Origin of the sequence: Streptococcus oralis (assembly GCF_003942875.1) — a bacterium.
Taxonomy (GTDB): Bacteria; Bacillota; Bacilli; order Lactobacillales; family Streptococcaceae; genus Streptococcus; species Streptococcus oralis_BX.
The window spans coordinates 24,206-51,068 of sequence record NZ_RMVK01000003.1; the positions used below are offsets into that span (position 1 = coordinate 24,206).

Genomic DNA, 26,863 nt, shown 5'->3' on the forward strand with positions numbered 1-26,863 from the left:
AGGAGGCTTTATAGTGACCTTAGTAGATAAATTTGTAACACATGTTATTGCTGAAAGTTCATTTGAGGAAATGGATCGAATCTACCTAACCAATCGTGTTTTGGCGCGAGTGGGTGAAGGTGTTTTGGAAGTTGAGACTGATCTAGATAAATTGATTGACCTCAAGGACCAGCTGGTCGAGGAAGCGGTTCGATTAGAGACGATTGAGGATAATCAGGCTGCGCGTGAAATCCTCGGTTCTGAACTGATGGACTTGGTAACTCCTTGTCCAAGTCAGGTTAATCGTGACTTTTGGACAACCTATGCTCACTCTCCTGAGCAGGCGATAGGGGATTTTTACCAGCTCAGCCAGAAAAATGACTACATCAAGCTCAAGGCTATTTCTAAGAATATTGCTTATCGTGTTCCATCTGACTACGGAGAACTTGAGATCACCATCAACCTCTCTAAGCCTGAAAAGGATCCGAAAGAGATTGCAGCAGCCAAGTTGGTGCAAGCTAGCAATTATCCTCAGTGTCAGCTTTGTCTAGAGAATGAAGGCTACCATGGTCGAGTCAACCACCCAGCTCGCAGCAATCACCGCATTATCCGTTTCGAAATGGCGGGTCAGGAGTGGGGCTTCCAGTATTCGCCCTATGCTTATTTTAATGAGCACTGTATTTTCTTAGACGGTCAGCATCGACCTATGGCCATTAGTCGTCAGAGTTTTGAGCGTCTGCTGGCGATTGTAGAGCAGTTTCCTGGCTATTTTGCAGGCTCTAATGCCGACCTGCCAATTGTGGGGGGCTCTATTCTAACTCATGACCACTATCAAGGAGGCCGTCACGTATTTCCTATGGAATTGGCTCCTTTGCAAAAGACTTTCTGTTTTGCTGGTTTTGAGCAGGTCAAGGCTGGGATTGTTAAGTGGCCAATGTCAGTGCTACGTTTGACTTCAGATTCCAAGGAGGATTTGATTAACTTGGCTGACAAGATTTTACAGGAATGGCGACAGTATTCAGACCCTGAAGTCCAGATTTTAGCAGAGACAGACGGGACACCGCATCACACCATCACACCGATTGCTCGTAAACGCGATGGACAGTTTGAGTTGGACTTGGTCTTGCGGGACAATCAGACATCGCCAGAACATCCTGATGGCATCTATCATCCCCACAAGGATGTCCAACATATCAAGAAGGAAAATATCGGCTTGATTGAGGTCATGGGTTTGGCTATCCTGCCGCCACGTTTGAAAGCAGAAGTGGAACAGGTTGCTAGCTATCTTGTGGGAGATGATGATATAGTTGCCGACTATCATCAAGAATGGGCAGACCAGCTCAAAGCCCAACATCCGGACCTAGCAGATAAAGAAAAAGCCCTTGAAATCGTCAAGGACTCTGTGGGTGCTATTTTTGCACGTGTTTTGGAGGATGCAGGAGTTTACAAGCAGACGGAACAAGGACAGGCAGCTTTTATGCGTTTTGTTGAGCAGGTCGGAATTTTGCCAGACTAGGAGCTTTCTCCTTGCACAGTCCTATAAAAAGTAGTATCATAGTGTCGTTTGAACTATCAGGAGGAAACGATGAAAGATTTTCATTTTGATGCTATATCTGCCTTTGAAAATTACGAAATTGAAAAAATGAGAGATGGTCATGTTGTGGTGACGACAAAAGTAGTGGACTCGTCGCTCAACTACTATGGCAATGCCCATGGTGGCTATCTCTTTACTCTTTGTGACCAGATTAGTGGTTTGGTGGTTATCTCTCTGGGGCTTGATGGAGTGACGCTTCAGTCTTCTATCAACTACCTCAAGGCAGGAAAACGCGACGACGTGTTGACCATTAAAGGAGAATGTGTCCATCAAGGTCGCACAACCTGTGTCGTGGATGTCGATATTACCAATCAAGAAGGCAGAAATGTCTGCAAGGCAACCTTTACCATGTTTGTCACAGGCCAGCGGTCAGCAGAAAGACAGGTGAGGATATAGATAAACAAAAAAGAGGCTCGCACCTCTTTTTCTTATTTCTTCTTCCGGTTTAATACTGCATTGAGGACAATGGCCAGTAGGCTGGCTACGACGATTCCATTTGAGAAGAACATTTGGAAGGTTGTCGGCATGCTGACGAAGAGATTACTATTGTTGAGTCCGACACCTGCAGCGATGGAGACAGCTGCGATAAGGAAGTTGTGTTCATTGTTAGCAAAGTCAACGCGCGCTAGGATTTGCATCCCTTGAAGGGAAACAAAACCAAACATTACCAGCATGGCCCCTCCAAGAACAGGGCTTGGAATGATTTGGGCTAGGGCTCCAAACTTAGGTAGGAGTCCAAGGAGAACCAGGAAACCAGCTGCGTAGTAGATTGGCAGACGGGTCTTGATACCTGACAATTTAACCAAACCAACGTTTTGTGAAAATCCTGTGTAAGGGAAGGTGTTAAAGATTCCTCCGAGAAGTACGGCCAGACCTTCTGCACGATAACCGTTGCGCAGGCGCGTGCTGTCGATTGGGTCATTGGTAATATCAGACAAGGCCAAATAAACACCAGTTGACTCAACCATGGACACCGTTGCGATGATACACATCATGACAATAGAGGAGATTTCAAAGGTTGGCACCCCAAAGTATAGGGGAGTGGGAACATGGACAAGCGGTGCTGCCGCAACAGGGGAGAAATCTACCAAGCCCATGGTAGCAGCAATGGCAGTTCCAACGACCAACCCAATCAAAATCGAAATCGACTTGATAAATCCTTTGGTAAAGATGTTGATCAAGAGGATAATCAGAACAGTGATAGCTGCAAGCAAGAGACTTTGACCAGTTGGCTCTGGAACATTATTTCCCATATTTCCAATAGCGACAGGAATCAGGGTCAATCCAATCGTGGTAATGACAGAGCCTGTTACGATAGATGGGAAGAGATTGGCTACTTTTGAGAAAACACCTGAAATCAGAACCACATAAATTCCAGAAACGATAAGGGCACCAAACATAGCACCACTACCATGACTTTGCCCAATCATAATCAAGGGAGCGACGGATTGGAAGGCAACTCCGAGAACGACTGGTAGTCCAATCCCAAAGTATTTGTTGAGTTGGAGTTGAAGGAAGGTTGCCACCCCACACATGAAGATATCTGTGGAGATTAAGTAGGTCAACTGCTCAGCTGAATAGCCAAGAGCTGTCGCTATCATGATAGGAACCAAGATAGAACCAGAGTACATGGCTAGTAAGTGCTGCAAGCCAAGAACGGCTGCTTGCGAATGTTTTTCTTGAGTTTGCATTAGAGATCTGCCTCCTTAAATACGACCTGACCATTTTCAAAACGATCCAAACGAGCAAGTGATAGGACGGGATAGCCTGCTTTTTCAAGCAAATCACGACCATCTTGGAAGGATTTTTCAATTACGATACCAATCGCTTCAACTTTTGCTCCAGCTTGTTCGATGATTTGGATCAAGCCTTTGGCTGCTTGGCCATTAGCAAGGAAATCATCGATAATCAAGATTTTGTCCTCTGGTGAGAGGAATTTTCCAGCGATGGAAACGGTGCTGGTCACCTGCTTGGTAAAGGAGTAGACCTCAGCAGTTAAGATTCCTTCATTCATGGTGATGTTTTTAGCTTTCTTGGCGAAAATCATGGGCACATTTAAGGCTTCAGCTGTAAAAACGGCTGGGGCAATGCCTGACGCTTCAATGGTCACGACCTTGGTAATGCCAGCAGTAGCGAATTTTTCCGCAAAAATCTTACCAATCTCTCGCATTAAGCTAAAGTCAACTTGGTGGGTTAAAAAAGAATCCACCTTGAGGATGTTGTCACCCAAGATATGCCCATCCTCGAGGATGCGCTCTTCTAATAATTTCATAAGACCTCCTAAAGTCTAAAAGTCAATTTACTTGATGGTTAACTGTTTCTATAGTGAACCAGTATTTGATAAAACTAGTACGAGCGAAGCGAGTTTTATCAAATATTTCCCGAAGTAGTGGTATCATAGACAATAATCTTGTTATTGTCTATGACGGGATTTTTGAGACTTTTGGCTCAAAAATTAGGGATGAAATTCCCTGGATTCCTGAAATTATCCACAGGATAATTTCACCTCCCGTCCGTACTAAATAAGGGAAATATTAAAAATATTATATTTAACCTTGAAGGCTAGCCTTAGCAAAATACTAAAAAAGGACCTACTTAATCCCCTAAGTAAGTCCCCAAAATAGGCATGGCCAAAACCATACCTTCAGCTGACATACTCATTGTTAGGTGTTCCGGCACCTTGTAGAAACGTCGTGCCAATTCACGACATAAACAAGTAAAATGATATTCAATTTTAAATAGGCAACTGCCAATGTTTTTATTTTACACTAATTAGCTTTATAAATCAAATGTTTTGTTAGCAAATAGATCATAAAAGCGAACGAATAAAAGGCTGCAACGCTAGAAAGTATTGTAGCCTTTTATTTTTCTATTCGCTAAATCTTAAAAAATAACCATCTGGATCCAAGACTGCAAATTCGTGAGGATAGATGTAGTGATCCCCAACACGAAATGTTCTCTTAGTCAAAGGACGATAAATAGGATAGTTGGCCTCCAGCAGTTTTTGGTGGAGCTGAGGGACATCTTCAATACCAAAGGAAATATTGACACCGCGCCCGAAAGGATAGGTTAGTTGGGCTAATTCTTCTGTGCTGCCTTCTTCTAGCATAAGTTGGCAGTCTTCAAGCGAGAGGAAGAGAAATTTCTCCTCTGGACGCTCGTATTCGACAGAAAATCCCAGCAAATCGCAGTAGAAGTGGCGTGACTTTTCGAGGTCAGATACTACAAATTCAGGAATGACAGCTTGATAGTCCATTAGCTTTCTCCTTAGAGTTCAATTTCCAATACAATCGGCGTATGGTCTTGACGCGCACCCGAGTCAATCATGTCAGACTTGGTCACCTTGTCAGCCACGCGGTTGCTAGTGAGCCAGTAGTCGATTCTCCAGCCTGTATTGTTGATTTTAGAAGTCTTGCTGCGTTGGGCCCACCAAGTATAACGCTCTGGGACATCGCCGTGAATATGGCGGAAGGTGTCGGTAAATCCAGTTGCCAAAAGGTTGGTAAAGCCAGCACGCTCCTCGTCTGTAAAACCAGGTGAACGGCGGTTGCTGGCAGGATTTGCAAGGTCGATTTCCTTGTGGGCTACGTTGTAGTCTCCAGTCGCAAGGACTGGTTTTTCTTTGTCTAGTTGCGCCAAATACTCAGCGTATTTGACATCCCAGACTTGACGCTCTTCCAAGCGTTTCAAACCATCACCAGCGTTTGGAGTGTAAACTTGGGTCACGAAAAATGTATCAAATTCCAAGGTGATGATGCGGCCTTCCAAGTCCATGGTAGAAGGAGCCCCGATTTCTGGGAAGCTAATCGTTGGTGTGAGTTCTTTCTTATAGAGGAACATGGTTCCAGCGTAGCCTTTGCGAGCAGGTTCTTGGGAGGAACGCCAAGTGTTTTCATAACCTGGGAAGAGTTCTTCTAAAATTTCCAAGTGTTTTTTTGTAGGCCCTTTTGCAGAAAGCTTGGTTTCCTGAATAGCGATAATATCAGCATTTTCGGCTACCAAGGTTTGTAGGACTTCTTGGGACAATTTTGCACGAGCTGAGTCACTCGTTAGGGCTGCATTGAGGGAATCAATATTCCATGATATGAGTTTCATAAAGTTACCTTTTTCATTCAGATTACAGACTATATTATACCAAAAAATGGCGCATTTCCCCAACGTATGGTTTGAAAAATCACCCTCTTTCGTTTATAATTAAGAATGATTTTATGAAAGGGAGTGAAAATACATGAAATTCTATTCTTATGACTATGTACTCAGCCAAATCGGTCAGCAAAATGGCATCATGATTGGTTTAGGGATTGTCCTATTAGCTGTGACAGGATTTTTAGCTTTCAAGGCTTATCATGATAAAAAGGGGACCAAATTTCGTGAGTTGGTCATGATTTCAGCTTTGACCTTATTAGCCCTCCTTTTGGTCAGCATCACAACTTATCAAAACAATCAAGTATCTAATAATAAATTTCAAGCTTCACTTCATTTCATCGAGCTTGTTTCCAAAGAATTGGGAGTTGACAAGTCGGAAGTTTATGTCAATACTTCTGCAGAAACGGATGGAGCACTTCTCAAGGTCGGAGATCGCTATTACCGTGCCTTGAACGGAAGTGAGCCAGACAAGTACCTGCTAGAGAAAGTCGAATTGTATAAAACAGATGCAATTGAACTGGTGGAGGTGAACAAATGACACTCAATTATATCGAAATTTTAATTAAACTAGCCTTGGGTCTCTTTTCTCTGGTTTTTGTAATTAATGTGACAGGAAAGGGTAACCTAGCGCCTAACTCAGCAATAGATCAAATTCAGAACTATGTACTCGGGGGTATCATCGGTGGGGTGATTTACAATAGTGCCATCAGTATCCTTCAGTATGCAGTTATCCTGATTATGTGGACCATTCTGGTCTTGACTCTCAAATGGCTCAACAACAATGTTCACTTTGTGAAACGTTTGATTGATGGGAAGCCAACTCTGCTCATCAAAAATGGAAAGATTGATCCAGAAGCCTGCCGTTCGGTTGGTTTATCAGCAGCGGATGTAGCTCTTAAGCTCCGTAGCCAGGGAATTTTCCAAATGAAACAAGTCAAACGCGCTATGCAGGAGCAAAACGGTCAACTCATCGTAGTCCAAATGGGAGATGAGAATCCCAAGTATCCTGTTGTCACAGACGGTGTTATCCAAGTCGAAATTTTGGAGTCCATTGGTCGGAGCGAAGAATGGCTGCTTGATAACCTCAGCAAACAAGGGTATGACAATGTTGCCAATATCTTTATCGCTGAGTATGACAAGGGTGTCGTCTCAGTCGTAACCTATGAATAAGAAAAACCTGGGGTCTTGTACTCTTCAAAAATCAAATTCAAACTGCGTCAACGTCGCCTTGCCGTATGTAGGTTACTGACTTCGTCAGTTCTATCTACAACCGCAAAGCAGTGCTTTGAGCAGCCTGCGGCTAGTTTCCTAGTTTGCTCTTTGATTTTCATTGAGTCTTGGCCTCAGGTTTCCATTTGCAATCAGAAAGGGATTTTATGTCCATTATTCAAAAACTCTGGTGGTTTTTCAAGTTAGAAAAGCGCCGTTATCTAGTCGGGATTGTGGCCTTAGTCTTGGTTTCCGTCCTCAATCTCATTCCCCCCATGGTCATGGGACGGGTGATTGATGCCATTACGGCGGGGCAATTAACCCAGCAGGACCTCCTTCTTAATCTATTTTATCTACTGCTGGCAGCCTTTGGTATGTATTATCTGCGCTATGTGTGGCGCATGTATATCCTTGGAACTTCCTACCGTCTAGGGCAGATTATGCGGTCTCGTTTGTTTGAGCATTTTACTAAAATGTCGCCTGCCTTTTATCAGACCTATCGGACAGGGGATTTGATGGCGCACGCTACAAATGACATCAATGCCTTAACTCGTCTCGCAGGTGGTGGTGTCATGTCAGCAGTGGATGCTTCCATCACGGCACTGGTGACTTTGTTGACCATGCTTTTTAGCATTTCATGGCAGATGACTCTGGTTGCCATTTTGCCCCTGCCTTTCATGGCTTATGCGACCAGTCGTCTAGGGAGAAAGACTCATAAGGCTTTCGGAGAATCCCAAGCTGCCTTTTCTGAACTCAATAACAAGGTGCAGGAGTCTGTATCAGGTATCAAAGTGACCAAGTCTTTCGGTTATCAGGCGGACGAGCTAGAGTCTTTTCAGGCAGTCAATGAATTGACCTTCCAAAAGAATCTCCAAACCATGAAGTACGATAGTCTCTTTGACCCCATGGTTCTCTTGTTTGTTGGTTCATCCTATGTTTTAACCCTTTTGGTCGGTTCTTTGATGGTTCAGGAAGGGCAGATCACTGTTGGGAATCTGGTCACCTTTATCAGCTACTTGGATATGCTGGTTTGGCCTCTTATGGCAATTGGCTTTCTCTTTAATATCACTCAGCGAGGCAAGGTTTCTTACCAGCGGATCGAAAATCTTTTGTCTCAGGAATCACCTGTACAAGATCCTGAATGTCCTCTGGACGGTATTGAAAATGGACGCTTGGAGTACGATATTGATAGTTTTGCCTTTGAAAATGAGGAGACACTGACGGATATTCACTTTAGTTTAGAAAAAGGGCAAACCCTAGGTTTGGTCGGACAGACAGGCTCTGGGAAAACATCCTTGATCAAACTCCTCTTGCGTGAGTACGATGTGGATAGGGGAGCTATTTATCTAAATGGTCATGATATTCGCGACTATCGTCTGACAGACCTTCGCAGTCTCATGGGCTATGTTCCTCAGGACCAGTTCCTCTTTGCGACCTCGATCTTAGACAATATCCGCTTTGGCAATCCTAACTTGCCCCTTTCAGCAGTTGAGGAAGCGACTAAGCTAGCTCAAGTTTATAAAGATATTGTGGACATGCCTCAAGGATTTGATACAGTTATCGGTGAAAAAGGGGTCAGTCTATCTGGTGGGCAAAAGCAGCGCCTAGCCATGAGTCGGGCTATGATTCTAGACCCTGATATCTTGATTTTAGATGATTCCTTGTCCGCCGTGGATGCCAAGACGGAGTATGCCATCATCGACAATCTCAAGGAGACGCGGAAGGGTAAGACAACTATCATCACAGCACATCGTCTCAGTGCAGTTGTTCATGCAGATTTGATTTTGGTTCTGCAAAATGGCCAAATTATCGAACGCGGTACACACGAAGACCTGCTAGCTTTAGATGGCTGGTATGCCCAAACCTACCAGTCTCAGCAGTTGGAAATGAAAGGAGAAGAAGATGCAGAATAAGAAAGAACAATGGGCTGTATTGACGCGCTTGATGTCCTATCTCAAGCCCTATGGCCTCCTGACCTTTTTGGCACTCAGTTTTCTCCTTGCGACTACGGTCATTAAAAGTGTCATTCCCCTTGTGGCTTCCCACTTTATCGACCAGTACCTCAGCAATCTTAATCAACTGGCCGTGACCGTTTTGCTGGCCTACTATGGCCTCTATATCCTACAAACTCTGGTCCAGTATGTCGGCAATCTTCTCTTTGCGCGGGTGTCCTACAGTATTGTCAGAGATATTCGTCGCGATGCCTTTGCCAATATGGAGAAACTGGGCATGTCTTATTTTGACAAGACGCCAGCAGGCTCCATCGTTTCTCGGTTGACCAACGATACTGAGACCATCAGTGATATGTTTTCAGGGATTTTATCCAGCTTTATTTCAGCAGTTTTCATCTTTCTGACCACTCTGTATACCATGTTGGTGCTGGATTTTCGTTTGACAGCTTTAGTTTTGCTCTTTCTACCCTTGATTTTCCTTTTGGTCAATCTCTACCGGAAAAAGTCAGTGAAAATCATCGAGAAAACCAGAAGTCTCTTGTCGGATATCAATAGTAAGCTGGCAGAGAATATCGAGGGAATCAGGATTATCCAGGCCTTTAATCAAGAGAAGCGTCTGCAAGCAGAATTTGATGAAATCAACCAAGAACACTTGGTCTATGCCAACCGATCTGTAGCCTTGGATGCCCTCTTTTTGCGGCCTGCCATGAGTTTGCTGAAGCTCCTAGGCTACGCCGTTTTGATGGCCTACTTTGGTTACCGTGGTCTTTCTATCGGAATAACGGCCGGAACCATGTATGCCTTCATCCAGTACATCAACCGCCTTTTTGATCCCCTAATTGAGGTGACGCAAAACTTTTCAACCCTTCAAACATCCATGGTGTCTGCAGGCCGTGTCTTTGCCTTGATTGACGAGAGGACCTATGAACCCCTTCAAAAGGATAGTCAAGCAAAGATTACAGAAGGCAATATCCGTTTTGAACATGTGTGTTTCTCATATGATGGCAAACATCCGATTCTGGATGACATTTCCTTTTCAGTAAAGAAAGGTGAAACCATTGCTTTTGTAGGACATACAGGTTCTGGGAAATCTTCCATTATCAATGTCCTCATGCGCTTTTATGAATTTCAGTCAGGCTGCGTTCTCTTGGATGGTGTGGATATCCGAAACTACAGTCAGGAAGAGCTGAGAAAGAACATCGGTCTGGTCTTACAGGAACCCTTCCTCTATCACGGGACTATCAAGTCCAATATCGCCATGTACCAAGATCTTAGTGATGATCAGGTCCAGGTTGCGGCTGCCTTTGTGGATGCAGATTCCTTTATTCAGGACCTTCCGCAGGGTTATGATGCACATGTTTCTGAGCGTGGTTCGAGCTTTTCTACTGGCCAGCGACAGCTTCTTGCTTTTGCTAGAACAGTCGCCAGTCAACCTAAAATCCTGATTTTGGATGAAGCGACAGCCAATATTGACTCTGAAACAGAAAGTTTGGTTCAAGATTCCCTAGCTAAGATGAGAAAGGGGCGGACAACCATTGCTATCGCCCACCGCCTTTCGACCATCCAGGATGCCAACGGCATCTATGTCTTGGACAAGGGGCGCATCATCGAGAGTGGAACCCATGAGGAACTCTTGGCCTTGGGAGGAACCTATCACAAGATGTATAGCTTGCAGGCTGGAGCTATGTCCTAATACTCTTTGGAAATCTCTTCAAACCATGTCAGCTTTATCTGCGACCTCAAAGCTGCACTATGATTTTCATTGAGTATAAGAAGGAAATTCTTCAAATCACAGATTTCTTGCACCGCCTTTTCCATTTTGTGGTATAATGAAAAATGTTGACAAATAGTATAATAAAAACAAAGGAGAAACAGCATGCTGAAATGGGAAGACCTACCCGTGGAAATGCAATCAAGCGAGGTTAAGTCTTACTGCCAGCTTGTCTCTAAAAGGAAAGGTTCGCTGGTTTTCAAGCGTTGCCTGGACTGGGTTCTGGCCCTGTTTTTGCTACTTTTGACCTCTCCCGTCTTTCTTGTCTTGAGCATTTGGATTAAGTTGGATAGCAAGGGACCTGTCATTTACAAGCAAGAGCGCGTGACCCAGTATAACCGTCGGTTCAAGATTTGGAAGTTCCGTACCATGGTGACGGATGCGGATAAAAAAGGCAGTCTGGTGACTTCAGCTAATGATAGCCGCATTACTAAGGTTGGCAATTTCATCCGTCGTGTCCGTTTGGACGAACTGCCTCAGTTGGTCAATGTCCTTAAAGGCGAGATGTCCTTTGTAGGGACGCGTCCTGAAGTGCCACGTTACACCGAGCAGTATAGCCCTGAAATGATGGCGACCTTGCTCTTGCCAGCAGGAATCACCTCTCCAGCCAGCATCAACTACAAGGATGAGGACACGATCATCAGTCAAATGACGGAGAAAGGCCTGACGGTTGATCAGGCCTATGTAGAGCACGTCCTTCCTGAGAAGATGCGCTATAACCTCGCCTATCTCCGAGAGTTTAGTTTCCTTGGAGACATCAAAATCATGTTTCAAACCGTGTTTGAAGTGCTAAAATAATGTAATCATGAGAAAATGAGTACAGATAAAAGGAGCAAATCAATGCCAAATTACAATATTCCATTTTCACCACCCGATATTACCGAAGCTGAAATTGCTGAAGTAGCGGATACCCTGCGTTCTGGTTGGATCACAACAGGTCCGAAGACAAAAGAACTGGAGCGTCGCTTGTCCCAATATACACAGACGCCTAAGACTGTCTGCCTCAACTCTGCAACTGCTGCTCTTGAGTTGATTTTACGTGTTTTGGAAGTGGGACCTAGTGATGAAGTCATCGTTCCAGCTATGACTTACACGGCTTCATGTAGTGTTATCACTCACGTGGGAGCGACACCTGTCATGGTGGATATTCAAGCAGATACTTTTGAAATGGACTATGACTTGCTTGAGCAAGCTATTACTGAGAAAACTAAGGTGATTATTCCGGTTGAGCTTGCAGGGATTGTTTGCGACTATGACCGTTTGTTCCAAGTCGTGGAGAAAAAACGTGATCTCTTTACAGCTACTAGCAAGTGGCAAAAGGCCTTTAATCGTATCGTGATTGTCTCTGATAGTGCCCATGCTTTGGGTTCCACTTATAAAGGACAAGCAGCTGGTTCGATTGCTGACTTTACATCATTCTCTTTCCACGCAGTCAAGAACTTTACAACGGCTGAGGGAGGAAGTGCGACTTGGAAGGCCAATCCAGCTATTGACGACGAAGAGATGTATAAGGAATTCCAAATTCTTTCCCTTCACGGTCAAACAAAGGATGCTCTTGCCAAGATGCAATTGGGTTCATGGGAATACGATATCGTAACACCAGCCTACAAGTGTAACATGACGGATATCATGGCTTCGATTGGTTTGGTACAATTGGATCGTTACCCAGCTTTGCTACAACGTCGTAAGGACATCGTGGACCGTTATGATCGTGGTTTTGCGGGTACTCGTATTCACCCACTGGCACACAAGACTGATACTGTCGAATCTTCACGCCACCTCTACATCACCCATGTAGAAGCAGCAAGCTTAGAAGAACGCAACCTTATCATCCAAGAATTGGCCAAAGCAGGAATTGCAAGTAATGTACACTATAAACCGCTTCCTCTCCTGACAGCCTATAAGAATCTTGGTTTTGATATGGCAGATTATCCAAGAGCCTATGCCTTCTTTGAAAATGAAATTACGCTTCCTCTTCATACAAAATTAAGCGATGAAGAAGTTGATTACATCGTTCAGACTTTAGTGAGAATTTCTGAAGAAATCCTCGGTTCTGGAAAAAAATAATAAAAAATCTTGACAAAAAGCGGACAATAGCATATAATATTCTCAACAAATCAGAAAAGTAACTATTTTTGATCTTCAGGGAGCCTGTGGTGATTGTGAACAGGTGGTTGGAAGTAGTGAAAGTGGGCTGATTTTAAAAATGAATTTGAAACAATGAAAATTCGGTGCGCACACCTTACAGTGCAACTTGTTGTTAGACAAGGCAGAGATGTAAAGGGGAATAGTCCCTTTATAATTGAGGTGGCACCGCGTTACCAACGCCCTCACACAGAATCCAATCTGTGTGTGGGCTTTTTTCTTTCGGTCATTTTGTTTATCTTTTATTAGGGCGTTAAGTCGCTTTGATGAATTTGAGTTCTATCTGCAGCTCCTTGCCTACTACTAAAAGCAAACAAAACGGCCGGATTAATATGGAAAGAGGAAAAATTTTATGACAACTAAAGGTTATTTTGGACAATTTGGTGGTAGTTTTGTACCGGAGCCGATTCAGACTCTGTTGGATGAGTTGGAAGTGACATTTGACAAATACAAGGATGATCCAGAATTTTTGGCAGAATTTCGCCATTACTTGAAGGATTATTCTGGTCGCGAAACACCGCTTTATTTTGCGGAAAGTTTGACAGACCACCTAGGTGGAGCTAAGATTTATCTCAAGCGCGAAGACCTTAATCACCTTGGTTCTCACAAGCTCAACAATGTTTTAGGACAAATTCTTCTTGCCAAACGTATGGGCAAAAAAAGAGTGATTGCAGAAACAGGAGCTGGTCAGCACGGTGTTGCGACAGCAGCTGCTGCAGCCAAGTTTGGTATGGCCTGTGATGTCTACATGGGGGCAGAAGATGTGGAGCGTCAACGTCTCAATGTTTTCCGTATGGAGATGATGGGAGCGACCGTTCACGCAGTTGAAACGGGGACACGAACTCTCAAGGATGCGGTCGATGCAGCCTTTGGAGCATGGATGAATGACCTTGAAGCCTTCTACGTTTTGGGATCTGCTGTAGGCCCTCATCCTTATCCTACCATTGTTCATGAATTCCAAAAGGTCATCAGTGAAGAATCTCGCCGTCAAATCTTGGAAAAAGAAGGCCGTTTACCAGACTACGTCATTGCTTGTGTGGGTGGTGGTTCGAATGCCATTGGAGCTTTTTCACAGTATGTGACTGATGAAGAAGTCAAATTGGTAGGAGTAGAAGCTGCCGGTCACGGACTGGATACAGACAAGCATGCAGCCACTATGACAAAGGGTAGTGTCGGAATTGTCGATGGTATGAAGACCTATGCAGTCTTTAAGGAAGACGGAGAGCTAGCGCCAGTTTACTCTATCTCAGCTGGTTTGGACTATCCAGGGGTTGGTCCAGAACACGCCTACTTCAAAGATTCTGGCCGCGTAGAATACGTAGCAGCAACAGATGAAGAAGCTGTTCAAGCCTTGCTCCTTCTCAGCAAGACTGAAGGGATTATCCCAGCAATCGAAAGTTCGCATGCCATCGCAGAAGCGGTTAAACGTGCACCGAAACTAAGTAAAGATGAGATTATCATCATCAATGTCTCTGGTCGTGGAGACAAGGACGTAGCTGCGATTGCAGACTACCTAGAAGATAAAAAATAAGAGATGGAAAAATTACAGTCCTTTCTCTCACAGAGAGCTTGTGGTTGCTGGAAACAAGCAGAGAAAGCTGTAAGGTTGGGTCCATCTGAAACGAGAGAAGAAAACATAATTCTCAAGGGAGTGCCCTTTATCGCACAGCCTGTTATAGGAAAGTTCTGAGACAGGAATGAGAGATAGGAGAAATCCTATAATTGAGGTGGCACCGCGAATTTCGTCCTCACGCAAGTTATTTTGCGTGGGGATTTTTATATATTTATCGTAGATATGGCTATCAGTTTTAAATTATGCTTTATCACTAAATAAATTTCTATAAAATATTTGCGAACGAAGTGAGCATTAAACCGCTATTTCCCGCCATAGTGGTATTCTAGAGAAGCATCTTTGCTTCTCTAGAACGGAATTTTTGAGACCTAAGGCTCAAAAATTAGGGATGAAATTTCGGAGAAAGTTGCTCCCGTCCGCACTATTTAAGGGAAATAGAAAAAAGACAAAAAATTAAAAATAAGAAACTGAAAGGGAAATTACAATGGAACGAATCATTCATGGAGATGTCTTATCACCAATCTTGGCTTATATGCGCTTAAAAGGGCAACACAAGGTGATCCTAGAAAGTATTCCGAGAGACAAGGAAACCGCTCGTTTTTCTATCCTGGCCTATAATCCAGTTTTTGAGATTAAGTTTGAAAATGGAGTCCTTTATCAAAATGGGCAAGTGATTGATCGGGATCCTTTGAATTTCCTTTATGAAGTGACTCATAAGAGCCAACACCATTCAGATCTCCCTTTTGGTGGGGGAGCCATTGGCTTTGTTGGTTACGATATGATTTCGCTTTATGAAGAAATCGGTCAAATCCCTGAGGATACCATTGGGACGCCAGACATGCATTTCTTTGTCTATGAGAGCTATATGGTCTTTGACCACAAGAAGGAAAAAATCCATGTCATTGAGGATGCTCTTTATAGCGATCGCAGTCAAGAAGATTTGGAAAAAGCCTTGAATCAAGTGCTGGAGGAGTTACGCATCCCTGCTTCAAATGAATTTGAAGACTTGGATCTATCTCCGCTGGACTTCAAACCCCATATCGCTCCTCAGAAGTTTGAGCAAATGGTAGAAACAGCTCGCGACTTGATTCGTAATGGTGATATGTTCCAATGCGTGCTCAGTCAGCGTTTCTCAGCAGAAGTTACTGGAAATCCATTTGACTTCTACAGAAATCTCCGCGTGACCAATCCATCTAATTACCTCTATTTCTATGATTTTGGGGATTATCAAATCATCGGTGCCAGTCCTGAAAGTTTGGTTTCTGTCAAAAATGGCATTGTGACAACCAATCCGATTGCAGGTACGCGACCAAGAGGAGCTACGGATGAAGAGGACAAGGCCTTGGCGACAGACCTGCTTTCTGATGAGAAGGAAACAGCAGAACATCGGATGTTGGTAGACTTGGGGCGCAATGATATCGGCCGCATCTCTGAAACGGCCAGTGTCCAAGTCACCAAGTATATGGAAGTGGAGCTTTTCCGCTATGTCATGCATTTGACCAGCGTGGTGAAAGGACGTTTGCTTCCAGACCTCACTGCCATGGATGCCTTGAAAGCTACACTTCCAGCTGGAACAGTTTCAGGAGCACCAAAAATTCGAGCAATGAGACGTATCTATGAACTGGAAACAGAAAAACGAGGCGTATACGCAGGAGCAATCGGCTACTTGTCTGCGACGGGTGATATGGACTTCGCTATCACTATTCGAACCATGATTCTCAAAAATCAAACAGCTTATGTGCAGGCTGGGGCAGGGATTGTCTATGACTCTATTGCTCAAAACGAATACCAAGAAACCATTAACAAGGCTAAATCTATGACTAGAATTGGAGAACTAAGACCATGATTTTATTGATTGATAACTATGATTCTTTTACTTATAACTTGGCGCAGTACATTGGGAATTTCGCAGAAGTGCAGGTTTTGAGAAATGATGATCCCAAGCTGTATGAAGAAGCTGAAAAAGCAGATGGTCTAGTCTTTTCTCCGGGTCCTGGTTGGCCAATTGATGCCGGAAAGATGGAAGACATGATTCGTGATTTTGCTGGGAAGAAGCCTATTTTAGGGATTTGTTTGGGCCACCAAGCTATCGCAGAAGTCTTTGGTGGCAAGCTAGGTTTGGCTCCAAAAGTCATGCATGGGAAACAGAGCCATATCAGCTTTGAAGTGCCATCTGTTCTCTATCAAGGTATTGAGGATGGTCGTCCAGTCATGCGTTACCATAGTATTTTGATTGAAGAAATGCCAGAAGACTTTGAAGTGACAGCTCGTTCGACTGATGACCAAGCCATTATGGGAATTCAACACAAAAGCCTGCCGATTTATGGCTTCCAGTACCATCCAGAGAGTATCGGAACGCCAGATGGCTTGTCTTCTATTCGGAATTTTATCGAAAAGGTTGTAAAGTGAGGAAACTAGGATGAAAGAGATTATTGAAAAATTAGCAAAATTTGAACATTTATCAGGTGTGGAAATGACGGATGTCATCGAGCGTATCGTAACTGGGCGTGTAACAGAGGCGCAGATTGCTTCTCTTCTCTTGGCCCTTAAGATGAAGGGGGAAACACCGGAAGAACGCACAGCCATTGCACAAGTCATGAGAGGCCATGCCCAACATATTCCAACTGAAATACATGATGCAATGGACAACTGTGGTACAGGTGGAGACAAGTCCTTCAGCTTTAATATTTCGACAACTGCAGCCTTTGTCTTGGCTGGTGGCGGTGTTCATATGGCAAAACACGGTAACCGCTCGATTTCTTCTAAATCGGGTTCTGCAGATGTCCTTCAAGCCTTGGGCATTAATCTTGACCTCAAACCAGCTGAACTAGGTAAGGTCTTTGATAAAACTGGAATCGTCTTTCTCTTTGCTAAAAATATGCACCCAGCTATGAAATACATCATGCCAGCTCGTTTGGAACTAGGAATTCCAACAATCATGAACTTGACTGGTCCACTGATTCACCCAATGGCCTTGGAAACACAGCTTCTTGGCATTAGTCGTCCAGAACTGCTAGAAAGTACCGCTCAGGTTTTGAAAAATATGGGTCGCAAACGTGCCATCGTGGTTGCTGGACCAGAAGGGCTGGATGAAGCTGGCTTGAACGGAACAACCAATATTGCTCTTCTTGAAAATGGCGAAATCACCTTGTCCAGCTTCACTCCAGAGGATTTGGGGATGGAACGCTACGCTATCGAAGACATTCGAGGAGGAAATGCTCAGGAAAATGCAGAAATTTTGCTCAGCGTTCTTAAAAACGAACCAAGTCCATTCTTGGAAACGACAGTTTTAAATGCTGGTCTTGGTTTCTATGCTAATGGTAAGGTAGCTAGCATCAAGGAGGGGGTTGCCTTGGCCCGTCAAGTGATTGCTAGTGGCAAGGCACTTGAAAAACTCAGACTGTTACAGGAGTATCAAAAATGAGTCAGGAATTTTTAGCACGAATTTTGGAGCAGAAGGCGCGTGAGGTCGAGCAAATGGAGCTGGAGGAAATCCAGCCCTTGCGCCAGACTTATCGCTTGGCAGAATTTTTGAAGAATCACCAGGACCGTTTACAGGTAATCGCTGAGGTCAAGAAGGCTAGCCCTAGTCTGGGAGATATCAATCTCGATGTGGATATTGTGCAACAGGCCCAGACTTATGAAGCAAATGGAGCAGTGATGATTTCGATTTTAACAGATGAAGTTTTCTTCAAGGGTCATTTGGATTATCTTCGTGAGATTTCTAGTCAGGTAAACATTCCAACGCTCAACAAGGACTTTATCATCGACGAAAAGCAAATTATCCGTGCTCGTAATGCTGGCGCAACAGCCATCTTGCTCATCGTGGCAGCCTTGTCCGAAGAACGCCTCAAGGAACTTTATGACTATGCGACAGAGCTTGGTCTTGAAGTCTTGGTGGAAACTCATAATATTGCTGAACTGGAAGTTGCTCACAGACTTGGTGCTCAGATTATCGGAGTCAATAACCGCAATCTGACAACCTTTGAGGTCGACTTGCAGACCAGTGTAGACTTGGCCCAGCATTTTGAGGAAGGTCGCTATTACATTTCTGAATCTGCCATTTTCACAGGGCAAGATGCGGAACGTGTAGCACCATACTTTAACGGAGTTTTGGTGGGCACAGCTCTCATGCAGGCAGAAGATGTAGCTCAAAGAATCAAGGAGTTGCAGATTGACAAAGGTTAAAATTTGTGGATTATCGACCAAAGAAGCGGTAGAGACAGCTGTGTCAGCAGGGGCAGACTACATCGGTTTTGTCTTTGCACCTAGTAAAAGGCAGGTGACCTTGGAAGAGGCTGCTGAGCTGGCAAAGCTCATTCCTTCCTATGTAAAAAAAGTTGGCGTATTTGTTTCACCAAGTCGGGCAGAACTGCTAGAAGCGATTGAAAAAGTTGGTTTGGACTTGGTTCAACTTCATGGTCAGGTAGCAGATGATTTGTTTGAGGATCTGCCTTGTGCCAGCATTCAGGCTGTGCAGGTGGATGGAAATGGTCATGTGCCTCATTCTCGGGCAGACTATCTACTCTTTGATGCGCCTGTGGCAGGGAGTGGTCAGACCTTTGACTGGGGTCAACTGGATACGTCTGGACTAGCCCAGCCATTTTTCATTGCAGGTGGACTTAATGAGGATAATGTAGCAAAAGCAATTCAACACTTTACTCCCTATGCAGTAGATGTATCGAGCGGAGTGGAGACAGATGGACAAAAAGATCAGGAAAAGATTAGAAGATTTATAGAGAGGGTAAAGCATGGCATATCAAGAACCAAATAAAGATGGATTTTACGGAAAATTCGGTGGACGTTTTGTCCCAGAAACATTGATGACAGCAGTTTTGGAGTTGGAAAAAGCTTATCGTGAAAGTCAGGCGGACCCAAGTTTCCAAGAGGAATTAAACCAGCTCTTACGCCAGTATGTAGGACGTGAAACTCCCCTTTACTACGCAAAAAACTTGACCCAGCATATCGGCGGAGCCAAGATTTATCTCAAACGGGAAGATCTCAACCATACAGGGGCCCACAAGATTAACAATGCCTTGGGACAAGTTCTTCTGGCTAAACGTATGGGTAAAAATAAAATTATCGCTGAAACAGGTGCTGGTCAGCATGGTGTGGCAACTGCAACAGCTGCGGCCCTCTTTAACATGGAATGTACCATCTACATGGGTGAAGAAGATGTCAAACGCCAAGCCCTCAATGTCTTCCGTATGGAGCTTTTGGGAGCTAAGGTTGAGGCCGTGACAGATGGTTCGCGCGTGCTTAAGGATGCGGTCAATGCAGCCCTTCGTTCATGGGTGGCAAATATCGATGATACCCACTATATCCTTGGTTCTGCCTTGGGGCCTCATCCATTCCCAGAAATTGTTCGTGACTTCCAAAGTGTTATCGGTCGAGAGGCTAAACAACAGTACCGTGACTTGACAGGTCAAGATTTGCCAGATGCCCTAGTAGCTTGTGTTGGTGGTGGTTCTAATGCTATCGGTCTCTTCCATCCATTTGTAGAAGATGAGTCAGTAGCAATGTATGGGGCTGAAGCAGCAGGGCTTGGTGTGGATACAGAGCACCACGCAGCGACCTTGACCAAGGGTCGTCCGGGTGTTCTCCACGGTTCGCTTATGGATGTGCTCCAAGATGCACATGGACAAATCTTAGAAGCCTTTTCTATTTCAGCAGGTTTGGACTATCCTGGTATCGGTCCAGAACACTCTCACTACCACGATATCAAACGTGCCAGCTATGTTCCTGTGACTGACGAAGAAGCCTTGGAAGGATTCCAACTCTTGTCTCGTGTGGAAGGAATTATCCCAGCCTTGGAATCTAGCCACGCCATCGCTTTTGCAGTGAAATTGGCCAAAGAACTTGGTCCAGACAAGTCAATGATTGTCTGCTTATCCGGTCGTGGGGACAAGGATGTAGTTCAAGTCAAAGACCGCTTGGAAGCAGATGCAGCAAAGAAGGGAGAAGCTCATGCCTAAGACACTAACAGAAAAATTGAATGCTACCAAAGCAGCAGGAAAAGGAATTTTCGTTCCCTATATCATGGCTGGGGACCACGAGAAAGGCTTGGAGGGTCTCGGTGAAACAATCCACTTTTTAGAAGATTTGGGTGTTTCAGCCATTGAAGTGGGTATTCCCTTTTCAGACCCTGTTGCAGATGGACCTGTAATCGAAGAAGCAGGCTTGCGCAGTCTAGCTCATGGGACTTCTACCCAGGCTTTGGTTGAAACTTTGAAAACCATTCAGACAGAAATCCCACTTGTCATCATGACCTACTTCAACCCCCTCTTTCAGTACGGTGTGGAGAAATTTGTCAAAGACCTGGCAGATACAGCAGTTAAGGGCTTGATCATTCCAGATCTGCCTCATGAGCATGCCAACTTTGTGGAGCCCTTTTTGGCAGACACGGACATCGCCTTGATTCCCCTAGTTAGTTTGACGACAGGACTCGACCGTCAAAAAGAGTTGATCAAGGGAGCTGAAGGCTTCGTCTATGCTGTTGCCATCAATGGGGTAACAGGGAAATCAGGCAATTACCGTGCAGACTTGGACAAGCACTTGGCGCAATTGCATCGAGTAGCTGACATCCCAGTCTTGACAGGTTTTGGTGTGTCTAGCCAGGCTGATGTAGAACGCTTCAATGCGGTGTCAGATGGCGTCATCGTCGGTTCGAAAATTGTAAAAGCTCTCCACCAAGGAGAGCCGATTGAGGACTTTATCAAACAAGCAGTAGCTTACCAAAAATAATCACACAAGCAGCAAGTAAGAGGAAAGGCACGAAAGGAAGTCTTTCCTTTTTCTTTTGAGGGTATACGTTCATGAATGACAGTTGATTATTAGTTTGGGTATTGCTTATGAATGGTATCTATATAGTTGGTGAAATGTTTCAGGAAATGCTTAGGAGATATAACAGTGATGTATTTTCCAAAAGCAAGCAAGGTATTGTATCCCCAATCATTGTCGTTTAACGGATAAGTAATCTCGTAAATATCGCTATTAATAGGTTTTATGGCATTATAGCCTAAGAGTTCGACAAATCGATCAAGAACAATTTTCTGGACATGCAGGATGACAGGTACTTTGTTTTCATTCATCCAAGCACCACCATCATAGGGAAGTGGTGTAAAATGTCTTTTTGAAAAAGTATCGGAGAGAGTAAGTTTACTAATTCTAGCAACTTTAAAAACAGAAAAACGCGCTTTATCAGTTTCGTAGGCATCCATATACCAACTCCGGTCCTTATAGACAATACGGTAAGGCTCACAATTTTTTTGACTCACCAGTCCTTGTGAATTAATATAGGAAAATTTTATTTTTACTCTACCTCTGATAGCTTCCAATAACTTAAAAATCAAAGTTCGGATTTCCAAGTTCCCTTGAGATAGAGACAAATCAATTTCGAAATCAGAGTATGTATTGGTAGCATTTAATTTCAATATAGCATTGAAAGTAGAGGTATCTTCCAATACTTGATAACGGCTTTTTAAACCAGATTCGATTGAAAGTCGTTCGGATTGAGTCAAGGGAGGTTTATCAGTTTGAAAGTCTTCCATAAGAAAAATTCCTCCGTTTTTTCCTTTCATTACATAGAGAGGAATGCCTGCAAGAGATAAATCATCAATATCTCTCATAATAGTTCGGGTACTGACTTTAAAAAGTTCTGATAGTTCTTTAGCTGTTGTTTTTCGTTGATTTACTAAATGAGAAATGATTCCCATTTGACGGTCGATTTTCATAATTTTCTCCTTAAATATGACAGATAGTTGTCATATTACTTTTGTTATGATTATACCATAAAGAAAGGAGTTCATATAATGAAACATCAAACTAAACCATCGTTTACCTTAGTTGGCAAGAGTATTTTGATAGAAGGAACTACAGTTCATGAACATCACTATTCTAAAGAGAAAACGGCATTCTATACTCAGTTATTTAAAGAAGGAATGCTAGGAAAATTGATGCCCCATTCTCTAGATAAAAGAGGCTATGCTTTGATAGTTCCTCATAAAGATGGTATACAATACTACGCAGGAGTTGCGGCAAATAATGCTGTGGCAGGTTACGAAAGCATTCTTGTCCCAGAGAAAGATTATTTAGTAAGCTCAGCCAGTGGTGATAAATCAAGACTCTTGTTTGATAAATTGGAGGATAACTTTTTTGAGGGAGAATATAGTTCGCTTTACAATGATGGAATTATCTTAGAAATACTTTTAAACGGTAATCCCATGGATGCAGAAGTTGAGCTTTGGGTTCCCAATTCAACAAACTAATAAGAACTGATAGAAAATTATTATAGTTGCAGCAAGTAAGAGGAAAGGCACGAAAGGAAGTCGTTCCTTTTTCTTTTGCAGGAGAAAGACTAAAATCCCTGTCGCAGAAGCAAACTGGATCAAGATGAGTAATTCTGTCACACTAAAGACAAGCGCACAAGAAGCCAGAAAGAGAAAATCCCCTGCACCCATGCGAATATCGATAAAATGAGCCATGATTCCAAGGATAATGAAGAAGACCATGACTAGATTCCAACCACAGAAAGCCATGAGGATTAGGTGGAAAGTCATCCAGACCAGCAAGGGATATTCCTGATGGCGAAAGTCATAGATTCCTAAGGTCAGGCCAGCAGTGATGAGGATGATTTGACCCAAGGAAATCCATCCCCAAGACCAAGCTAGAAAAAGTAACCCCAAGCCCAATTCAAAAAGGGAATACCAGAATGGATAGCGAGCCTTGCAGTAGCGACAGCGAAAGCGATTGAAGAGCTGAGAGAGGATAGGAATCAAATCTAAGGGACGCAAGCGAGTCTGACAGGAATCGCAGTGACTAGCTGGTCGGATAATGGATTGCTCAGGAAAACGGTCAATGACCAAACCCAAGAAAGAAGCGAGAATGCTCCCGACAAGAAAAAAATAAAGATCAATCATACTTATCTATTCGTAAAAAATAGAAGAAGTAGTATAATAAAGAAACATTGATAAGATGGTGAGGTCAAGATGACAATTCGTTTTGAAGAAAATGTGAGCATAGAAAATGCTCAGCTCGTATGCCAATGGTCCAACTCCCTTGGCAAATCCTTTCAAGAACAATGGATGGGAACAATGATTCCTTTTCCCTTAACAATTCAAATCTTGCAAGATTTGAAAGGAATCTTTTCAATCTTTGATGGACAAGAGTTTGTGGGGCTTATCCAGAAAATCAGGCTAGAAGACAGGAATCTTCATATCGGGAGATTTTTTATCAATCCCCAGAAACAGGGGCAGGGCTTAGGTAGCCAGGCTTTAAGGAAATTTGTTAGTTTGGCCTTTGAAAATGAAGACATAGACACTATTTCTCTAAATGTCTACGAGGCAAATCAAACAGCTTACAAGCTTTACCAAAAAGAAGGATTTGAAACCGTTCAAATGGTTGAAGTACCTATACGAAAATACATCATGAAAAAGGGCAGATAACAGTCAGGTGGGGCTAGAGTCCCAAGGATTTTTAAGGAAAAGGAAGTTCTCTTTCAAAGTTAGAAACAAGACTTCTATGATTTCTTAGATAGAGGAGATAAAAATGTCGAGACCTAGAAAAATACGAATCTTGCTCGCTTCTGTACTTGCCTTAGTTGTTGGTATCACTCTTTATTTTCAGTATCAAAGCCACCAAGAACGGTTCCAATTAAAGACCTCCTTTGAAGAAAAGGACACTATAGCCGTCTTAAAACATTTAACGGCGTCAGGAAAATATGCGTCTGACATGCGAAAAGCTGGCTATATTGTTCCTCCCGACGGTGCTATCCGCTTGGATGGAGGAATTGACTCCATAGGGATAAAAGGAGACATTGATTTGAAAATGTCGAATCCTAGAAAGGATGAAGTCTCGGTTTTATTTCAAACAATGGTAAATGAGGAAAAAATAGATGCCTACTATATTTTAGATAATCATTTAACCCTAAAACGTAGTTACTATTCTCATATTAGTAATCAAAAAAAAGAAGATGTGAACATCTCTCAAGCAGAAGAAGAACGCCTATTAAAGGTTGTTCAAAAAGAGTTGAAAGCTTTTCTAGACAAGATGTATCAGACTTTGTATGGTTGATGTTACTAGTGAGAAATGGATGCGAGACTCTGTTCAGAATGTCAAGGATGATGAGAAAGGAGGGACAAAATGTTTACAGAATTGATCTTTATTGTCTCTTTTGTGTTACTTTTACGTTTGTTTAAAAGTAGGCGCTCACGAATGATTATAGGAGTCTTGTATAGTTTGCTGCTAGTCTGGTTTGTCTTTTCCGTTTTGAACTATGGCAAATACACTCTTCAACCAGGTCAATCCGTCAACTTAAGAGTAAATCCCAGAACACAAGATTTGGAATACTATTCAATCTTCATCTTGAAGAAAAACGATTCAAGTAAAATTAAATTAACTGGCTCTAGTGTTTGGAGTGAGAGTAATGGTGATGTTTACTATGAAGTAGAGGGACAAAAAATTACAAAAAGCCATGGTTTCGATGAGGAGGATGAAGAACTTCCAAACAATCAAGCAGATATTTATTTAGAAAAAGATGGAGTTGTTGTGAGTTACCAAGGTGAAAAAGTGTTTGATGCCACCAATAACAAGCCCTACACGATAACCATTACCAATGTAGACAACCAACCAGCCCAATTTGAAGCTCAGGTGGTGGATAAGTAAGCACGTCTAGTAGTGTGTAAGCTTTTAAATGTTCTTTCTTTAAAAGGGAGATATTATTTTAAGTAAACAAAAAAGCCTTGATTCCAAGGCTTTTCCTGTTAAGAATCTCTTTTAACGAAAAATGGGAAGCGTGTTTAGAATCCGATCTACAAAAAAGAGGACATTTACGGTCCTCTTTTTGACTACTATAATGAAAAGGTCAATTAACGTTTAGCCTTATTTTTCGTCTTTGTGAAGCATGTTTTTAACACCTTCAATAGCGCCTTCGACAGCGTCTTTTGCATCTTCAGCAACTTCTTTTACTTTAGAAACAACTTTTTCAGCTGTTCCTTCTTTTTCCATTTTTTCATCGCCGATCATTTTGCCGACACCTTCTTTAATGGAACCTTTTGCTTGGTTTAATTTTTCTTCTGTTGACATGATTCTGCCTCCTTTAAATTGATTGATTTTGATTAGATGAATTAGTGTACGCGAGCATTTTCCTTTGTTTCGCCTTTAACGGCTTCAACACCTTCGCCTACTTTTTCTTGAACAGCAGCAACACCTGAACCGATACCAGATTTCACTTTTTCAAATTGTTCTGAAGCAAATTCTCCTGTTGAAGAAGCCACGTCAGTTACTCGATCTTGAAGGCTAACTGAATCTGCTTCATGCTGTTCCTTCGTTTTGATATCAACAACATTCACATTGACTTCAACAACTTCTAGATCCGTCATTTTTGTAACTTGTGATACGACAACATCTTTGATTTCTTTGTACAAAGCAGGGACATTCTTTTGGTATTCAACAACAATGTTCAAGTCAACTGCAACTTGCTCTTTCCCAACTTCAACATTGACACCATGAGTGACATTATCTGTATTGATAATTTTTTCTGTTAGATTAGAGAAGAATCCTCCATCCACATCCAAAAGTCCAGGTACTTTTTCAAGCGAAAGACCAATGATTTTTTGGATTACTTTGTCTTCATAAGTGAGTTCCCCTTTGACATTTTGAGAAACAACAGCAACATCTTTTTTATCTACATTTTTATCTACGTTTGACATACGAGACTCCTTTATTTATTTAAATATTTTTCCTTAACATAGTATCCAGCAAATGCTCCTAAACCTCCACAGATTAACACAAATAGTGTTTTGAAAAAGCCAAAGGATAAGATAAAGCAAGCGAGAATGACACTTACTAGACCTGCAATAATTGGATACTGATATTTTTTAAACCATTCCATTTTTTACTTCCTTACTTTACACGACTAACAGTCTTTTTGGTCGTTTTTGGAGGTTCAAATTCTTTCACTTTAACTTCAAGTTTTACCTCACGTTCAATACCAAAGAACTGCTTTAATCCATGAGTTATTTCATTCTGAATGACAAGACATCGTTTTGAGATGTTGTCTGAAGGAAGAATTTTGCCCTCAACATAAACGAAACATTTATTTTTGCGGCTATTTACATGGACTGTTGGTTCTTTGATCAACTGATGATCAATGACCAAACATCGAACAAAGCCTTCGATAGCTGAATTTTTTAGTTTTAATGTATCTTCTTGAGTCTCTAATTGAATCTCTAAATACTGTTTAGGATAGAAGAGTATTACTAGCATTGAAATTAACACTAAAACAGATAGGACAAGTGTCCCCCAAAAGACATATCTAGCAATCAGAAATTCAGCGTAGAGTTCTCTCCAACTGAATAAGTGGATATCTAAATCACTGACCTGATGATAATCTATGAGAATAGGAAGGAAAATAGCCAAGATTAAAATACAGAAAATAAGTAACAATATTTTCTTTGATTTTGACATATTAAATCCTTTCAATTGAAAAGCTTTAA

The 26,863-nt window shown here is 42.7% G+C and carries 30 protein-coding genes, 1 pseudogene, 1 riboswitch and 2 other annotated features; of the genes and pseudogenes, 20 read left to right on the plus strand and 11 right to left on the minus strand.

The window, feature by feature from the left end; translation table 11 throughout:
- Positions 1 to 13: 13 nt before the first annotated feature.
- Positions 14 to 1,495 carry a UDP-glucose--hexose-1-phosphate uridylyltransferase gene (locus D8844_RS03725; RefSeq protein ID WP_000176972.1) on the plus strand — a complete coding sequence of 494 codons (1,482 nt, stop codon included), beginning with the start codon at positions 14 to 16 and terminating at the stop codon, positions 1,493 to 1,495.
- Positions 1,496 to 1,564: 69 nt separating this feature from the next.
- Positions 1,565 to 1,969: a PaaI family thioesterase gene (locus tag D8844_RS03730; protein WP_070696131.1), complete on the plus strand. Its 405-nt coding sequence runs from the start codon at positions 1,565 to 1,567 to the stop codon at positions 1,967 to 1,969.
- Positions 1,970 to 2,001: 32 nt separating this feature from the next.
- Here D8844_RS03730 and D8844_RS03735 read toward each other — a convergent pair whose 3' ends face one another.
- From D8844_RS03735 to D8844_RS03750, 4 genes are all read right to left on the minus strand, one after another.
- Positions 2,002 to 3,264: a nucleobase:cation symporter-2 family protein gene (locus tag D8844_RS03735; RefSeq protein ID WP_125422000.1), complete on the minus strand. Its 1,263-nt coding sequence runs from the start codon at positions 3,262 to 3,264 to the stop codon at positions 2,002 to 2,004.
- The gene (locus D8844_RS03740; protein ID WP_125422003.1) at positions 3,264 to 3,845 is read right to left on the minus strand and encodes a xanthine phosphoribosyltransferase; all 582 of its coding nucleotides are present in this window, start codon (positions 3,843 to 3,845) and stop codon (positions 3,264 to 3,266) included. Before D8844_RS03740 ends, D8844_RS03735 begins: the two co-directional genes overlap by 1 nt.
- Before the next feature lie 368 nt (positions 3,846 to 4,213).
- A riboswitch (purine riboswitch) is annotated at positions 4,214 to 4,309 on the minus strand.
- A 133-nt stretch (positions 4,310 to 4,442) separates the two neighbouring features.
- Positions 4,443 to 4,829 carry a bleomycin resistance protein gene (locus tag D8844_RS03745; protein ID WP_000386238.1) on the minus strand — a complete coding sequence of 129 codons (387 nt, stop codon included), beginning with the start codon at positions 4,827 to 4,829 and terminating at the stop codon, positions 4,443 to 4,445.
- An 11-nt stretch (positions 4,830 to 4,840) separates the two neighbouring features.
- Entirely contained in the window at positions 4,841 to 5,668 is an 828-nt protein-coding gene (locus D8844_RS03750) for an exodeoxyribonuclease III (RefSeq protein ID WP_125328204.1), read from the minus strand.
- A gap of 133 nt (positions 5,669 to 5,801) precedes the next feature.
- On the opposite strand from D8844_RS03750, the gene D8844_RS03755 reads away from it, so the two are divergent.
- The 14 genes from D8844_RS03755 (at position 5,802) to trpA (ending at position 21,113) form a co-directional block, all read left to right on the plus strand.
- A complete protein-coding gene (locus D8844_RS03755) occupies positions 5,802 to 6,257 on the plus strand; it encodes a DUF3290 family protein (RefSeq protein ID WP_125422006.1) in 456 nt (151 codons plus the stop codon).
- Entirely contained in the window at positions 6,254 to 6,889 is a 636-nt protein-coding gene (locus tag D8844_RS03760; protein ID WP_000174432.1) for a DUF421 domain-containing protein, read from the plus strand. Before D8844_RS03755 ends, D8844_RS03760 begins: the two co-directional genes overlap by 4 nt.
- A 206-nt stretch (positions 6,890 to 7,095) precedes the next feature.
- On the plus strand, positions 7,096 to 8,841 hold the full coding sequence (locus tag D8844_RS03765; protein ID WP_125422009.1) for an ABC transporter ATP-binding protein: 1,746 nt from the start codon (positions 7,096 to 7,098) through the stop codon (positions 8,839 to 8,841).
- Positions 8,831 to 10,573, plus strand: coding sequence for an ABC transporter ATP-binding protein (locus D8844_RS03770; protein WP_125422012.1), 1,743 nt, complete (start codon positions 8,831 to 8,833; stop codon positions 10,571 to 10,573). The genes D8844_RS03765 and D8844_RS03770 overlap by 11 nt, the downstream gene beginning before the upstream one ends.
- Positions 10,574 to 10,756: 183 nt before the next feature.
- Positions 10,757 to 11,449, plus strand: a complete 693-nt coding sequence (locus D8844_RS03780) for a sugar transferase (protein WP_125422018.1) — start codon at positions 10,757 to 10,759, stop codon at positions 11,447 to 11,449.
- A 42-nt stretch (positions 11,450 to 11,491) separates the two neighbouring features.
- Entirely contained in the window at positions 11,492 to 12,718 is a 1,227-nt protein-coding gene (locus tag D8844_RS03785) for a DegT/DnrJ/EryC1/StrS family aminotransferase (RefSeq protein ID WP_185757660.1), read from the plus strand.
- Between the two features lie 42 nt (positions 12,719 to 12,760).
- Positions 12,761 to 12,986, plus strand: a binding site (T-box leader).
- 162 nt (positions 12,987 to 13,148) lie between these two features.
- Positions 13,149 to 14,327, plus strand: coding sequence for a tryptophan synthase subunit beta (gene trpB, locus D8844_RS03790; protein ID WP_125422024.1), 1,179 nt, complete (start codon positions 13,149 to 13,151; stop codon positions 14,325 to 14,327).
- Positions 14,324 to 14,549, plus strand: a binding site (T-box leader). Its footprint overlaps the gene before it by 4 nt.
- Positions 14,550 to 14,853: 304 nt before the next feature.
- On the plus strand, positions 14,854 to 16,215 hold the full coding sequence (gene trpE / locus D8844_RS03795) for an anthranilate synthase component I (protein ID WP_125422027.1): 1,362 nt from the start codon (positions 14,854 to 14,856) through the stop codon (positions 16,213 to 16,215).
- Positions 16,212 to 16,778, plus strand: coding sequence for an aminodeoxychorismate/anthranilate synthase component II (locus D8844_RS03800; RefSeq protein ID WP_125422030.1), 567 nt, complete (start codon positions 16,212 to 16,214; stop codon positions 16,776 to 16,778). Before trpE ends, D8844_RS03800 begins: the two co-directional genes overlap by 4 nt.
- Positions 16,779 to 16,788: 10 nt before the next feature.
- Positions 16,789 to 17,793 (plus strand): anthranilate phosphoribosyltransferase, encoded by a 1,005-nt coding sequence (gene trpD / locus D8844_RS03805; protein ID WP_125422033.1) that lies wholly within the window; start codon positions 16,789 to 16,791, stop codon positions 17,791 to 17,793.
- Positions 17,790 to 18,557 carry an indole-3-glycerol phosphate synthase TrpC gene (gene trpC / locus D8844_RS03810; protein WP_049519692.1) on the plus strand — a complete coding sequence of 256 codons (768 nt, stop codon included), beginning with the start codon at positions 17,790 to 17,792 and terminating at the stop codon, positions 18,555 to 18,557. The genes trpD and trpC overlap by 4 nt, the downstream gene beginning before the upstream one ends.
- The gene (locus D8844_RS03815; protein WP_125422036.1) at positions 18,544 to 19,143 is read left to right on the plus strand and encodes a phosphoribosylanthranilate isomerase; all 600 of its coding nucleotides are present in this window, start codon (positions 18,544 to 18,546) and stop codon (positions 19,141 to 19,143) included. Before trpC ends, D8844_RS03815 begins: the two co-directional genes overlap by 14 nt.
- The gene (gene trpB, locus D8844_RS03820) at positions 19,121 to 20,344 is read left to right on the plus strand and encodes a tryptophan synthase subunit beta (RefSeq protein WP_125422038.1); all 1,224 of its coding nucleotides are present in this window, start codon (positions 19,121 to 19,123) and stop codon (positions 20,342 to 20,344) included. The genes D8844_RS03815 and trpB (D8844_RS03820) overlap by 23 nt, the downstream gene beginning before the upstream one ends.
- Positions 20,337 to 21,113 carry a tryptophan synthase subunit alpha gene (trpA, locus tag D8844_RS03825; RefSeq protein ID WP_125422041.1) on the plus strand — a complete coding sequence of 259 codons (777 nt, stop codon included), beginning with the start codon at positions 20,337 to 20,339 and terminating at the stop codon, positions 21,111 to 21,113. Before trpB (D8844_RS03820) ends, trpA begins: the two co-directional genes overlap by 8 nt.
- On the opposite strand, the pseudogene D8844_RS10595 reads toward trpA, so the two are convergent.
- Together D8844_RS10595 and D8844_RS03830 are read right to left on the minus strand one after the other, a co-directional pair.
- A pseudogene (locus D8844_RS10595) lies at positions 21,085 to 21,171 on the minus strand (prepilin peptidase); the annotation flags it as partial. The gene trpA and the pseudogene D8844_RS10595 sit on opposite strands and share 29 nt — an antisense overlap.
- A gap of 31 nt (positions 21,172 to 21,202) precedes the next feature.
- Positions 21,203 to 22,102: a helix-turn-helix transcriptional regulator gene (locus D8844_RS03830; protein ID WP_084881659.1), complete on the minus strand. Its 900-nt coding sequence runs from the start codon at positions 22,100 to 22,102 to the stop codon at positions 21,203 to 21,205.
- A gap of 78 nt (positions 22,103 to 22,180) precedes the next feature.
- Between D8844_RS03830 and D8844_RS03835 the strand changes: the two genes are divergently transcribed.
- Positions 22,181 to 22,636 (plus strand): effector binding domain-containing protein, encoded by a 456-nt coding sequence (locus tag D8844_RS03835; protein WP_000682684.1) that lies wholly within the window; start codon positions 22,181 to 22,183, stop codon positions 22,634 to 22,636.
- On the opposite strand, the gene D8844_RS03840 is transcribed toward D8844_RS03835, so the two are convergent.
- A complete protein-coding gene (locus D8844_RS03840; protein ID WP_125422044.1) occupies positions 22,625 to 23,287 on the minus strand; it encodes a prepilin peptidase in 663 nt (220 codons plus the stop codon). The two genes, D8844_RS03835 and D8844_RS03840, sit on opposite strands and share 12 nt — an antisense overlap.
- Positions 23,288 to 23,356: 69 nt before the next feature.
- Between D8844_RS03840 and D8844_RS03845 the strand changes: the two genes are divergently transcribed.
- The 3 genes from D8844_RS03845 (at position 23,357) to D8844_RS03855 (ending at position 25,031) form a co-directional block, all read left to right on the plus strand.
- Entirely contained in the window at positions 23,357 to 23,812 is a 456-nt protein-coding gene (locus tag D8844_RS03845) for a GNAT family N-acetyltransferase (protein WP_049519700.1), read from the plus strand.
- Between the two features lie 103 nt (positions 23,813 to 23,915).
- Complete coding sequence (locus D8844_RS03850) at positions 23,916 to 24,440, plus strand: thiol-disulfide isomerase (protein ID WP_125422047.1); 525 nt, start codon at positions 23,916 to 23,918, stop codon at positions 24,438 to 24,440.
- 69 nt (positions 24,441 to 24,509) lie between these two features.
- Positions 24,510 to 25,031, plus strand: coding sequence for a hypothetical protein (locus D8844_RS03855; protein ID WP_185757661.1), 522 nt, complete (start codon positions 24,510 to 24,512; stop codon positions 25,029 to 25,031).
- A gap of 216 nt (positions 25,032 to 25,247) precedes the next feature.
- On the opposite strand, the gene D8844_RS03860 is transcribed toward D8844_RS03855, so the two are convergent.
- The 4 genes from D8844_RS03860 to amaP are packed head-to-tail and all read right to left on the minus strand — an operon-like array spanning position 25,248 to position 26,834.
- Positions 25,248 to 25,451 carry a CsbD family protein gene (locus D8844_RS03860; protein WP_000102421.1) on the minus strand — a complete coding sequence of 68 codons (204 nt, stop codon included), beginning with the start codon at positions 25,449 to 25,451 and terminating at the stop codon, positions 25,248 to 25,250.
- A gap of 41 nt (positions 25,452 to 25,492) precedes the next feature.
- Positions 25,493 to 26,077: an Asp23/Gls24 family envelope stress response protein gene (locus tag D8844_RS03865; RefSeq protein WP_125422050.1), complete on the minus strand. Its 585-nt coding sequence runs from the start codon at positions 26,075 to 26,077 to the stop codon at positions 25,493 to 25,495.
- 11 nt (positions 26,078 to 26,088) lie between these two features.
- On the minus strand, positions 26,089 to 26,259 hold the full coding sequence (locus D8844_RS03870; protein ID WP_125422053.1) for a DUF2273 domain-containing protein: 171 nt from the start codon (positions 26,257 to 26,259) through the stop codon (positions 26,089 to 26,091).
- An 11-nt stretch (positions 26,260 to 26,270) separates the two neighbouring features.
- Positions 26,271 to 26,834: an alkaline shock response membrane anchor protein AmaP gene (amaP, locus tag D8844_RS03875; protein ID WP_000045613.1), complete on the minus strand. Its 564-nt coding sequence runs from the start codon at positions 26,832 to 26,834 to the stop codon at positions 26,271 to 26,273.
- Between the last annotated feature and the right edge of the window lie 29 nt (positions 26,835 to 26,863).